This window comes from Asanoa sp. NPDC050611, assembly GCF_040654855.1.
Classification (GTDB): Bacteria; Actinomycetota; Actinomycetes; order Mycobacteriales; family Micromonosporaceae; genus Asanoa.
The window spans coordinates 1-11,440 of sequence record NZ_JBFAIU010000250.1 but is presented as its reverse complement, the minus strand read 5'-3'; the positions used below and the strand labels follow the sequence as shown (position 1 = coordinate 11,440).

14 protein-coding genes are annotated in these 11,440 nt (G+C 72.7%); 5 read left to right on the top strand and 9 right to left on the bottom strand.

Translation table 11 applies throughout. From position 1 onward, the window contains the following. Positions 1 to 762 (top strand): sigma-70 family RNA polymerase sigma factor (locus AB0H87_RS29785; protein ID WP_360152845.1); only part of this gene is annotated, 762 nt, incomplete at its 5' end. An 86-nt stretch (positions 763 to 848) separates the two neighbouring features. Here the strand turns inward: AB0H87_RS29785 and AB0H87_RS29780 are convergent. The 3 genes from AB0H87_RS29780 to AB0H87_RS29770 all read right to left on the bottom strand — a co-directional run bounded on the left by AB0H87_RS29780 (position 849) and on the right by AB0H87_RS29770 (position 2,071). Further along, positions 849 to 1,076, bottom strand: coding sequence for a hypothetical protein (locus tag AB0H87_RS29780; RefSeq protein ID WP_360152842.1), 228 nt, complete (start codon positions 1,074 to 1,076; stop codon positions 849 to 851). Positions 1,077 to 1,173: 97 nt separating this feature from the next. Further along, positions 1,174 to 1,755, bottom strand: coding sequence for an alkylhydroperoxidase AhpD family core domain-containing protein (locus AB0H87_RS29775; RefSeq protein ID WP_360152839.1), 582 nt, complete (start codon positions 1,753 to 1,755; stop codon positions 1,174 to 1,176). Continuing rightward, positions 1,745 to 2,071, bottom strand: coding sequence for a hypothetical protein (locus AB0H87_RS29770; RefSeq protein ID WP_360152836.1), 327 nt, complete (start codon positions 2,069 to 2,071; stop codon positions 1,745 to 1,747). Before AB0H87_RS29770 ends, AB0H87_RS29775 begins: the two co-directional genes overlap by 11 nt. Before the next feature lie 62 nt (positions 2,072 to 2,133). On the opposite strand from AB0H87_RS29770, the gene AB0H87_RS29765 reads away from it, so the two are divergent. From AB0H87_RS29765 to AB0H87_RS29750, 4 genes are all read left to right on the top strand, one after another. Then, positions 2,134 to 3,102 (top strand): bile acid:sodium symporter, encoded by a 969-nt coding sequence (locus tag AB0H87_RS29765; protein WP_360152833.1) that lies wholly within the window; start codon positions 2,134 to 2,136, stop codon positions 3,100 to 3,102. Between the two features lie 87 nt (positions 3,103 to 3,189). After that, positions 3,190 to 4,131: a UbiA family prenyltransferase gene (locus AB0H87_RS29760; RefSeq protein WP_360152830.1), complete on the top strand. Its 942-nt coding sequence runs from the start codon at positions 3,190 to 3,192 to the stop codon at positions 4,129 to 4,131. A 74-nt stretch (positions 4,132 to 4,205) separates the two neighbouring features. After that, positions 4,206 to 5,432: an EAL domain-containing protein gene (locus tag AB0H87_RS29755; protein WP_360152827.1), complete on the top strand. Its 1,227-nt coding sequence runs from the start codon at positions 4,206 to 4,208 to the stop codon at positions 5,430 to 5,432. A 23-nt stretch (positions 5,433 to 5,455) separates the two neighbouring features. Continuing rightward, on the top strand, positions 5,456 to 5,854 hold the full coding sequence (locus tag AB0H87_RS29750) for a VOC family protein (RefSeq protein ID WP_360152824.1): 399 nt from the start codon (positions 5,456 to 5,458) through the stop codon (positions 5,852 to 5,854). Here AB0H87_RS29750 and AB0H87_RS29745 read toward each other — a convergent pair. From AB0H87_RS29745 to AB0H87_RS29720, 6 genes are all read right to left on the bottom strand, one after another. After that, complete coding sequence (locus AB0H87_RS29745) at positions 5,851 to 7,077, bottom strand: EAL domain-containing protein (protein WP_360152821.1); 1,227 nt, start codon at positions 7,075 to 7,077, stop codon at positions 5,851 to 5,853. The genes AB0H87_RS29750 and AB0H87_RS29745 overlap by 4 nt on opposite strands. A gap of 78 nt (positions 7,078 to 7,155) precedes the next feature. After that, positions 7,156 to 8,952 carry a CocE/NonD family hydrolase gene (locus tag AB0H87_RS29740; protein WP_360152818.1) on the bottom strand — a complete coding sequence of 599 codons (1,797 nt, stop codon included), beginning with the start codon at positions 8,950 to 8,952 and terminating at the stop codon, positions 7,156 to 7,158. A 101-nt stretch (positions 8,953 to 9,053) separates the two neighbouring features. Further along, positions 9,054 to 9,854, bottom strand: coding sequence for a DUF899 family protein (locus tag AB0H87_RS29735; protein ID WP_360152815.1), 801 nt, complete (start codon positions 9,852 to 9,854; stop codon positions 9,054 to 9,056). Beyond that, positions 9,838 to 10,206 (bottom strand): metalloregulator ArsR/SmtB family transcription factor, encoded by a 369-nt coding sequence (locus AB0H87_RS29730; protein WP_360152813.1) that lies wholly within the window; start codon positions 10,204 to 10,206, stop codon positions 9,838 to 9,840. The genes AB0H87_RS29735 and AB0H87_RS29730 overlap by 17 nt, the downstream gene beginning before the upstream one ends. After that, positions 10,203 to 10,640 carry an SRPBCC domain-containing protein gene (locus tag AB0H87_RS29725; RefSeq protein WP_360152810.1) on the bottom strand — a complete coding sequence of 146 codons (438 nt, stop codon included), beginning with the start codon at positions 10,638 to 10,640 and terminating at the stop codon, positions 10,203 to 10,205. Before AB0H87_RS29725 ends, AB0H87_RS29730 begins: the two co-directional genes overlap by 4 nt. An 80-nt stretch (positions 10,641 to 10,720) precedes the next feature. Next, a partial coding sequence (locus AB0H87_RS29720; protein ID WP_360152807.1) for an aldo/keto reductase occupies positions 10,721 to 11,440 on the bottom strand: 720 nt, incomplete at its 5' end.

Sequence of the window (11,440 nt, the reverse complement as noted above, 5' to 3'; positions counted from 1 at the left end):
GGCCACGGTCGCCGGCGGGAGCCCGACCTCGCGCCGGAAGCCCAGCTCCAGCGCCCGGCGGCTGACCCCGAGCCGGTCGGCGAGCGCGACGTGGACAGTGCGTTGCGGGCCAGCGACGCGTACACGGCCGCCTCGCTCGACGCTCCGGTGCGCGGCCAGGACGGCGACGCCGCCGAGCTGGGCGGGCTGCTCGGCACGCCGGACGCCGACCTGGAGAGCGTCGACGACCGGCTCACCGTGCGCCGGCTGCTGGCCCGCCTCCCGGCCCGTGAGCAGCAGATCCTCGCCCTGCGCTTCTACGGCAACCGCAGCCAGACCGAGATCGCGCAGGAGACCGGACTGTCGCAGATGCACGTCTCACGGCTGCTCTCCCGGTCGCTGACCTGGCTGCGCGAGGCCATGCTGAGCGACGTACCACCGGCGTGGCCGGGCATGGACAAGGAGGCCGACACCGACAGCCCGGTCTCCGCCGTCACCAATCGCGCCGGCGTCGCCGTCGTCGAGCTACGCGGCGAGATCGACACCGACAACGCGGGGCAGCTGCGCGAGGCGCTGGGCTTCTACTGCCGGCACGCGCCCACCGGGGTCGAGGTCGACCTGCGGCGCGTGCCGTTCGTCGACGCCGCCGCAGTCGCCGCGCTGGCCGCCGCGTACGACGTCGCCCGCCGCCGTGGCGTGTCGTTCGCCCTGCTCGGCAGCAGCGCCACGGTCAGGCGCAGCCTCCGCGTCGCGGGCTTGGGCCACCTGCTGAGCCGGCACTGACTCAGCGCTCGAGGAGGCGGCGAAGGTGACCGTGCTCGCGAAGGCCGGGACCTGGCCGTACGCCGGCATCTCGACGGTCATCGCGCTCAGGTGTCCCTGACCGTCCACAGTAGCTTGACGCCGTCCGGGTCGGCCAACGCGAGGTTGCGAGCCGACGGGTCGACGTCGCCGGACACCTCGACCTGCGGCACGGTCATCGTCGTGTGTGTCGACACCGACGCGGTCTTGGCGGCCGCGGCCCGCAACGACGCGACCGGGCCCGGAGCCGCCGGCTGACCGCCGGACTCACATGCGGTTGCCAGCGCCAGGATCACACCGGCAACGAGGGCGACGAACGCTCTACTGTGGACCGAGCGACTTCTCCCCGTGTCTTCGCGCAACGCGACGCGGGCGCCACAGTAACACCGGGTGCTATCGGTAGCCGCGCTTGAGCAGGTATCGAGCCCCCGCCTCGAAGCCCTCGGGGCTCAGCACCTCGAAGCCGAACGCGTCGGCGAGCCGGTCGGTGATGTTGAACGCGGCGCAGACCGCGAGCGCGTCCTCGACCTGCTGGGGCGAGGCGCCCGCCGACAGCACGACCCGCATGTCGTCGGCCGTGACCGTGCCCTCGCGGGTCAGCTTGCCGAGCATCCGCAGCGTCGACCGCAGCGGCTCCTCGACCGGCGCCGACTCCAGGTCGGCCAGCACGGCCGCCACACGTGGCCCGTCCTGGTAGGCCAGGCGCGACGTCGCGGAGTGCGCGCCGACGCAGAAGGAGCTCTCGTTCACCTTCGAGACGTACGCCGCCATCAGCTCCCGGTCGGCGACCGACCAGTCCGACGGGCCGCGCATCGCCTCGTGGGTGAACTCCTTCGCCCGGTCACCGTAGAAGTCGGGCCGGTAGAAGACGATCCGGGCGGCATCGGGTACGGGCTGCCGGCTGACCAGCCTGATCAGGGCGAACAGCAGCTTCGTACGCCGGGGATAGCCGTTGTCGAGGACGTCAAGACGCACCGTCCGACCTCCCTTCGGCCAGGGCGGCCAGGCCCGCCTCGTACAGCCGGGTCGACTGTCCGACCGCCGCGCACACCACCAGCTCGAACAGCTCGTCCTCGCTGGCGCCCGCGGCCCTGGCCGCGGCGAAGTCGGCCTCGGTGACCTCGGCCGCCGTTCTGGCGACCTTGTCGACCAGCTCGGCCACCGGCGGCGGCAGGGAGCCGTCGTTGCGGAAAGCCAGGGCGCGCTGCTCGGCGGACGCCCGGCCCGGCCCATTCAAGATCCGATCGACCAGCGCCCGGTGCGCTGCCCGCTTCCGGTCGTCGCCCGCCACTGCACCCTCCCTGGTGATTCAGCAGGTCAGTACCCTTGATCGGCATACCCGAGGAGGACGTGGTGGCGCAAGAGCCGCGGGGCGCGGTCGCGGTGCTGGAGCGGCACCAGGTCGCCGTCTACCTCGGCGCGATCGCGGCCGGCGTGCTGGTCGGGTGGGCCGCGCCGGGCGCCGGGCCGGGCCTCGAACACGCGATCAACCCGGTCCTGGGCGCCCTGCTGTACGTGACGTTCCTCCAGGTCCCGGCCCGCGACCTGGTGCGCGCGCTGCGCGACGGACGATTCCTCGCCGCCGCGCTGACCGTCAACTTCCTCGTCGTGCCCCTGGTCGTCGCCGCGATGTTCACGTTCCTGCCAGCCGATCAGGCGGTACGCCTCGGCGTTCTGCTCGTGCTGCTGACGCCCTGCGTCGACTACGTCATCGTGTTCAGCGGGCTGGCCGGCGGCGACAGCCACCGCCTGCTCGCGGCGACCCCGGTGCTGCTCCTCGCCCAGATGCTCCTGCTGCCGCCGTTCCTGCTGCTGTTCCTCGGCTCGGGCCTGGGCGACACGGTCGAGGCGGGCCCGTTCCTGCGGGCGTTCCTCTTCCTGATCGTGATCCCGCTGGCGCTCGCCTGGCTCACCCAGACCTGGGCCCCCCGCGGGCGCACCAGGGCGACCGCCGACGCCGCGATGGTGCCGCTCATGGCCGCGACCCTGTTCGTCGTGGTCGCCTCGCAGGTGCCGAAGCTGACCGGCGACGTCGGCCGGGTCCTCGGCGTGGTGCCGTTCTACGTGCTGTTCCTGGTCGTCATGGCCGGCGCGGGCTGGGTCGTGGCCCGGCTGTTCCGGCTCGACGCCCCGGCCGGCCGGGCCGTCGTGTTCACCGGCGCGACCCGCAACTCGCTGGTCGTACTCCCGCTGGCCCTGGCCCTGCCGGAGCGGTTCGGCGTCGCACCGGCGGTGGTCGTCACCCAGACGCTGGTCGAGGTGCTGGGCATGGTCGCCTACGTCCGCCTGGTCCCCCGCCTCGTCCCCGACGATCGACCGTGACGGCAGAGACGATCTCCCCCGTACGGGGGATCGGGCTGCCTCGCCGAGGTGAGGTGCGGCGCCGCCGCCGTGCCTAGCGTCGGCCTCATGGCACTCGTCGTGGCGGCTCCCCCGCCGAGGACTGTCCCTTCTGGACCCATTCGGCACCCGACCGCGGCGCGGGTGTGGGCCGTGGTGCGGCTGACCCGGCCGTGGTTCTGGCCCCTCGGCTGGGCCGGCGCCGCGTTCGGTGCGGTGCTCGCCACCGGCGACTGGCTGCCGGCGGCCGACGCCCTACCCGCGACGCTCGCCGTGGGCCTCGTCATCGGTCCGCTGGTGTGGGCCACGGTGTTCGCGCTCAACGACCTGCACGACCTGCCCAGCGACCGGCGTAACCCGCGCAAGTCCACCGCGCCGCTGGTCACCGGCGTGCTCACCCCGCTCGACCTGCGGCGTTGTGCCCGCTGGTGCACCGTCGGCGCGCTCGCGGTGGCGGCCGTCGCCGGAACCCTGTTCGTCGTCGGCACCGCGGCCGTGCTCGCGCTCGGCTGGCTCTACAGCGCACCACCGGTCCGCCTCAAGGCCCGCCCGGGCTGGGACGTGACGGTCAACGCGGTCGTCGTCGGTGTGTGCGGGCCGCTCGCCGGGTGGTCGCTGCACCGCCCGGTCCTCGACTACCCGCCCGTCCTGGTGGTGCTCGGCCTCCTCCTCGCCGCCGCGCTGTACCTGCCGACCACGGTCATGGACCGGTTCGCCGACCAGGCGGCCGGGTACGCGACCTCGGCCGTGCGCTGGACGGCGTCGGCCTGCCACCGCGCCGGGCTCCTGTCGTGGACCGTCGCCAACGCGGTCTGGCTCGCCTGCTGCCACCTCGACGTGTTCGTCGCCCGCGACTCGTGGCTGCTCCAGACGATCGCGGCGCCGCTGCTCGTCGCCGGGTACGCCGGGCTGACCCGCCGGCCGTCGATCGCGCGGCTCGCGGTCGTCTGCGTGGCGTTCGCCGTACCGGCGACCGACTTCCTGCTCGCCTGCGTGCACCAGCCCCGCTGACCCCATCGGCACCGAGGCGTTTGCACGCCGCCGGAATGGAAAGGCGGATGGTGATCATTTGACGGGGGTGGGTGTTGGGAGACGACGTTCAGTTCGCGGCTGATGCGGAGATCGACGCCGTCCTCGTGGGGCGGCTGGTCGAGCCGTTGTTCCAACCGGTGGTGTCGCTGGCCGACGAGCGGCCGGTCGGTTTCGAGGCGCTGGCGCGGGGCCCCGCGGGCCGACTGCACCAGGCGCCGGCGTTGTTCGCCGCTGCGGCGCGGGCCGGCAAGTCGACGGAACTGGACTGGTTGTGCGCGGAGGCGGCCGGGCGCCGTTACCGAGAGGCGGACCTCCCCGGCCTGGCGCTGTTCGTCAACCTGAACCCCGACACCCTTGCCACCGATCCACCCGCGCACCTCGTCGAGGCGTACGCCGAGCTGACGCAGGAGCGGGACCTGGTCCTCGAGATCACCGAACAGTCGGTGATGCGCGAGCCCGCGCGGTTGCTCGACGCGGTGCTCGACGCCCGGCGGCGCACCGCCCGCATCGCGCTGGACGACATCGGTGCCGAGCCCGCGAGCCTGGCGGCGATGCCGCTGATCAACCCGGACATCATCAAGCTCGACCGGTCGATCATCCAGAGCCGGTCGAGCTCGTGGGCCGTCTCCCAGGTCGTCAACGCCGTCCTCGACGAGGCCCACCGGCGCAAGGCGCAGATCCTCGCCGAAGGGATCGAGACCCCGGAGCACGTCGCCGTCGCGCGCTCGCTCGGCGCGACCCTCGGCCAGGGTTTCCTGTTCGGCCGTCCCGGGCCGCTGCCCGACCGGGTCCGCCCGTCGGAGCACGAGCTCGCCCGTGTCGCGCCGCGGCACGTCGCGCGCAGCACGCCGTTCGAGGTGCTCGCCAAGACCTCGGAGGTGCACACGACGTCCGCGGAGCTGTTCGCCTCGATGGCCGGGCACGTGGAGAACCAGGCGACGCAGACGACGAGCCCGGCGATCCTCACCGTCAACGTCGGCGACGGTGACTACGACGACGAGAGCCGCATCCGCCACACGTACCTGACCAACCGGGGCCTCGACGTCTTCGTCCTCGGCACCCGCGTCCCCCACGACCTCGGCGGCCGCATCCGCGGCATCCCGCTGGCCGGGGACGACCCCCTCACCGGCGAGCGCACCGTCCTGTTCGTCGGCAGCCGCCACGGTAGCGCGGCGTTCGCCCGCCGCGGCCCCGGCGACGCGTTGGAAGCGGGTGCCTGCTACGACCCGGAACACGTCATCGAAGCGATGCTCACCCTCGTCAACCGCCTCCCGAGCTAGCCCCGCCACGGGATGATCGGGCGATGGAGGTACTCAGCAGCCGTGTCCTGGTGCGCCCGTCCGACCCGGAGCGCAGTCGCCGGTTCTACCGCGACGTCCTCGGCCTCGCGGTGTATCGCGAGTTCGGGCCGCGGGCCGATCCGGGGCTCGTCTTCTTCCTCGGCCAGGGCTTCCTCGAGGTGTCCGGCACGTCCGAGGGTGGGTCGGCCGGACCGACCGGGATCTGGCTGCAGGTCCGGGACGTGCACGCGGAGCACGAACGGCTCGTCGCCGCGGGAGCGACGGTGACCCGTGCGCCGCGCGAGGAGCCGTGGGGGCTGGTCGAGATGTGGATCGAGGATCCGGACGGCGTACGGATCGTCCTCGTCGAGGTGCCCGCCGACCACCCGCTGCGCCGCGACCAGAGGTTCGCCGCCGGCTAGGTCGCGAGGCGACGGCCGAGGGTGAGCATGGCTCTGCTGACACGCTCGGGCTGTTGGCAGGTGCCGGCGTCGACGGAGCCGTCACCCCGGTGGGCGCTCCGGCGGGCGAAGGCACCGCAGCCGTCGCTGGTGCCGACGAACAGGACGGCGCGTTCGCGTGCGAGGGGGTCCGTGTCGGGCAGCGGGATGGCGTGGACGCGGGCACCGAGATCGCCGGGGATGCGGCTGCCGAGCACGAACACGTCGATGCCGCGGCGCGGCAGGCCGGCATGGCGGTTATGGGCTTCGTCGTCGTAGTCGCCGTCACCCACGATGACGGCGAGGATGCCGGTGCCGGCGGTCCCCGTCGCCCGATCGTCGACCTGGGTGGCCATCTCCGCGAACATGTCGGGCGACACGGTGCGGATCTCCCCGGCTCTCGCGAGCAGGTCGAACGGGGTCAGGCCGGACACGCGGCGTGGCCCGACCCGGGCGAGCGACCGCGCCGACCGGCGGACGCGGCGCGGTAGCGGTCCGGGCCGCCCGAACAGCCAGCCCTGGCCGAGGGTGGCGCCCAGGGAGCGCGCGACGGCGACGTGCTCGGGCCGCTCGATGCCTTCGGCGAGGATCTGCGTGCCCTGGCGGCGGGCGTCCTCGAGCAGCGCCTCGACTAGGTGCGGCGTGGTCGTGGAACCGGACCGGCGTTGGACGACGGACCGGTCGAGCTTGATGATGTCCGGATTGGCCAGCGGCATCGCGGCGAGGCTGGCGGGCTCGACGCCGATGTCGTCGAGGGCGATCCGGGCGGACCGCCTGCGCGTGTCGAGGACCGCCTCCAGGAGCCGGGCCGGCTGGCGCATCAGCGACCGCTCGGTGATCTCGACGACGACGTCGCGTTCGCGCGCCAGCTCCGCGTACGACCGGGCAAGGTCGCTGGGCAGCCCGGTGGCGAGGGTCTCCGGGTTGACGTTGACGAACAGGGCGAGGTCGGAGACGTCGGCTTCCTGGAAGCACTGGCCGGCGACCCGGGTGCACAGCCAGTCCAACTCGGCCGACCGCCCGGCGGCGGCCGCGGCCGCGAACAGGTCCGGCGCCTCGTGCAGGTCTCCCTTGGGCCCACGCGACAGCGCCTCGAACCCGACCGGAAGCTCGTCGTCGAGCGCGACGATGGGCTGGAACAACGGCTCGATCAGCTCTCCGGCCAGAACAGCGTCGAAACCGAGCACGTCGGGATCCCGAACCACAGTTCCGACGCTACGCCCGCGCCGGAACTGTGGCCGTGGATCCAAACCTTTGCCCCGTGGGCAATCAGGCCAGGTCGTTCAGTGCCGGTCGCGCACGGCGAGCGGGAAGGTGCCCGCGCCGACGTCGGTGAGCGTCCGGGTGAACTGCCGCAGGTACGTGTCGAGGAACGGCGACCGGTCGCCCTGGGTGGGCACGTCCGACGCCGGGTTCTGCAGTGCCAGGCTCAGCCGTGCCCGGGTGACCTCGATCGTGTTGCCGCTCGGGGTGTCGCGCCAGCTTCCGCTGCCGATCGTCCCGATCTGCACACCGAGCTGGTGACCCGTCTCGAAGGTCCAGTCGGTGGACTTCAGGTCGAACGCGACCCGGCCCGCCTGCTCGATCAGCGCGACGTTCTCGTCGAACATCACCGAGGTGCCGTCCGGGGCGACGTCCCACAGCCGCACCATGACGTTGCCCGGCGCCCCGGCGTACAACGTGATCCGTGGTGTGCCGGTGATCCGCACGCGCGACCTGGTGGGCGTGGACCAGCTGAAATAGCTGTGCGCGTCGGCGGCCGCGAGAGCGCGGGCGGCGATCGGCGCGGGATCCGTGGCGTGCTCCATGTCCCACTGCTGGTCGCCGGGCGCGGCCGGTGCGGCCAGCGTCGAGGCGATGCCGTCGTCGACGTACTGCCCGTCCGGCAGACCCACGACGGTGTACGAGGACGGCGCCGGCCAGGTCGACTGTGCCCGCCACGCGCCGGTGTTGTCCTCGATGGCGTAGGCGGGGTCGCGTACCGCCGGCTTGTCGCCCTTGAGGTAGCGGTCGTAGAAGCGCATGACCTCGTCGAAGAAGCCGGCGCGGCCCTGCAGGAGCTGGCCCGCTCCGTTCGTCTCGTTGCCGCGCACGTGCTCCCACTGCCCCAGCCAGCCCCGCTCGACGCCGTGGTGGTTGTCGAGGTACTCCTCCATGTCCTCCGGCTTCGTGTTGTTCTCGATGAAGCCCTGTGTGACGAACAGCGGCGTGCTCGTGCCCTTCGCCTGCGCCGCGAGGTTGCGGGCGCGCCAGTAGGCCGACTCGAGGTCGGGGTTGTTGTTGTTCGTCAGGTTGTCGGCCAGGCACTCGGGGTGGCTCTGCTCGTAGGCCGCGTTGGCCCGGTAGCGGTCGCTGTCGTCGGCGAGCGATGCCATCGTGGCGATGCCGTTGTAGGCGTTGGGTGTGCCGGTCACGTTGGGTCGGGGGACGTCGTTGCTGAACAGGTAGTTGTACATGTTCCACACCGGTTCCTGTGCGACGACGGCCTTCAGGGCGCCGATGCGCAGGTTGTTGCCGACGAGACCGGTCACGGCGTCGTACGACTTGCCGTACATGCCCACCTTGCCGGTCGACCACGGCTGCTTCGCGGCCCACTGGATCGCGGCCCGCACGTCCGCCTGCTCGCCGGGGCCCACCCAGTCGAGGCAGCCGGTGCTGCCGCCGAAGCCGCGCAGGTCGACCATGACGTAGGTGTAGCCGCGGGCGAACAGGTCGGTGCCCGTGGTGAAGTCGGCGAACCGGTTGGACGGCCCGGTCCGGGTCCACCCTTCCGGCCCGGTCTGGCCCGCGTGGCCGAAGTAGGGACCGACGGCGAGGATCACGGGCGTCTTCGCGCGGGGCGACAGGTGCGCCGGCCGGAGGACGTCGGCGTGGAGCTCGACGCCACTGTGGTCCGCGGACGGGAAGTAGGCCTCCGTCCACACCGCACCCACCGGGACCCGGGGGTTCTCCGCGTTGGTGACGCCGTCCTGAGCCGATACCGGCGCAGCGGTGGCGGCGGTTGCCGTGCCGCTGACCGCGAGAGCGGCAGCCGTGATCAGCGCGCCGGCGGCGGCTGTTGTCCGCCTGCGTAGGTTCATCTGGCCTCCCCGACCATAGAGCAGTGTCTCTGCGAAGGTTGACGCTAGCGCGTCAACGTCCACTTCGACCGCCCGCGGGGAGTCCTTTTCCGATCAGCGGGTCATTGTCCCGTGCCGCCGAGGTCGTCCGGGTGTCCGGCGGCCAGCCGTGGCCACTGCGCGGTCGGGCGTCCGCCGGGCCACTCGGCCAGCGGTGGCCAGTCGGGTGCGCCGCCGTTGGTCCGCATCGCGTGCCCCCGTCGCGGCCAGCCGGCGGGTGCGTCCTCCCACGGTTCCTGCCGGCCGTACGCCGTCAGGTCCATGAGCGCGTAGTTGTAGTCCATCGCGTGCACGCCGCGGCGTTGCGTCCAGTAGGTCTCGAAGACGCGATCGCCGTCGCGCAGGTAGCACACCAGGTGGAACAGGCCGATCTGGCGGCCCGCGAAGAGCGCCTCGAGCGACGGCTGCGCCGAGTACCACGGCATCGTCCAGCCCATGAACTCCCGGTAGCGCGCGCTTTCGGCATAGGGGCCCTGGCACAGCACGGCGTACGTGATGTCGCGGGAGTGCAGGTAGGACAGCTCGCCGATCTGGCTGTTGAACAGGGTGCAGCCTTCGCACTGCTCGGCGGCCGGATGGCCCGCGTACCACATGAAGTAGTAGGCGATCAGCTGCGTGCGGCCCTCGAACGCGTCCAGCAGCGTGACCGGCCCGGTCGGCCCGTCCAGCGGGAGCGTCGGGTCGACCGCCACCATCGGCAGGCGACGGCGCGCGGCGGCGATGGCGTCGCCTTCGTGGGTGTGTGCCTTCTCGCGCGCCCGCAGCCGGTCGACCTGCGCCTCGAACGACGCCCGGTCGACGACCGGCGGCATCGCGGTCGCGGCGACGACGCTGGGTGTCGGGTTGTCAGCTGAGTTGCTCACGATCGGTCTCCAACCGTTTCTCCGCGGCCTCCGCCGCGTGCTTGATCCTGGCGAGCCGCGCGTCCCATTCGGCGGCGAGGGAGGTCATCCATCCGGCCGTCACGGCCAGGGCGTCCGGGCGCACCGCGAACCGCACCTCGCGCCCGACGCGCGTGCTCTCGACCAGCCCGGCGGCGTCGAGCACGGCGAGGTGCTTGACGACGGCCTGACGCGAGATCGGCAGGGCGGCGGCGAGCGTCGACGCCGTTGCCTGGTCAGCCGCGGACAGCTGGTCCAGCAGCCGGCGCCGGGTCGGGTCGGCCAACGCGGTCAGGACACTGTCGACGACCTCGGCGACGCTCGACACGGTCACGGCCTCGCGGGAACGCGGGCGGCGAGGGCCGGCAGGCACGACTCCCATCCCGCCGTGTGATCGTCGATCACCTTCCGGCGGTTCGCCTCCGGCGTCGGCAACGCGGCGAACCCGCTCTCCACCACCCGCAGCCGGGTCCCGCCGGCCTCCGGTATCAGCGTGAACTCCACCAGCGTGCCGTTGTCGTCCCGCAGGTCCTCCCCCGGGAACGCGCTGTTCCACCGGTACGCGAGATACCGGGGCGGATCCACCTTCTCGACCAGCATCGGGAAGTCGCCGTGCTGGGAATGCCGGGCCACCAGCCGTTCGCCCTCGCTGACGTGCGTGCCGCGCACGCTGTCGTCGTCAGTCGCCCAGAAACCCGGCTCGGCCACCAGCGGCCACACCCGTTCCGGGGCCGCCGCGATGAAGATCTCGCGCTCGATCCGGTCCACGCCCGCTCCCATCCGCCGACCTGCTGTGCAACTCAACGGTTGCACATGGGCTGGCGAATCCGCAACTTTCAGGTTGCACGTTATCGCGGTGTCGGTGCCTCGGCCGGGAGCAACCCGGACTCCTTGAGGTCGGCCCAGAGCCCGGCCGGCACAGGATGGCGCAGGAACGCGGCGCTTTCCGCCACCTCCCGCGGTGAGCGGGCGCCGACGACCACGGACGTCACCGCGGGGTGGCCGAACGGGAACTGGATCGCCGCGGCCAGCGGCGACACGTCGTGGCGGGCGCAGACCGCCCTGATCTCGCGCAGCGCCGGCGGCGCCCGGTCCGCGGGGCCGGCCAGCAGGCCGCCCTGGAACACGCCCGCGGCCAGCACGGCGATGCCGCGCGCCGCGCACAGCGGCAGCAGGTCATCGAGCGCGGACTGGTCGAGCAGCGAGAACCGGCCGGCGATCAGCACGCAGTCCAGACCGGGGGCGGCCCTGACGAAGTCGGCCGCCGTGTCCGCGTGGTTGCTGCCGATCGAGACCGCGCGGATGACGCCGCGGTCGCGCTGCGCCACCAGCTCCGGGTACGACTCGGCGAGCGCGGTCGCCATGTCCAGGTCGGGGTCGTGCACGTGCACCACGTCGGGGCGCGGCCCGCCCAGGCGGGCCAGACTGTCGGCCAGGGAACGCCGCACGGCCGCGCGCGTGTAGTCCAGTCGCGGGCCGAGGTCCGGTGGTGGATCCGCCCAGATCGGCTGCGTGTCCGGGCCGCCCGGCTCGATCAGCCGCCCGACCTTCGTCGCGAGCACGTTGCC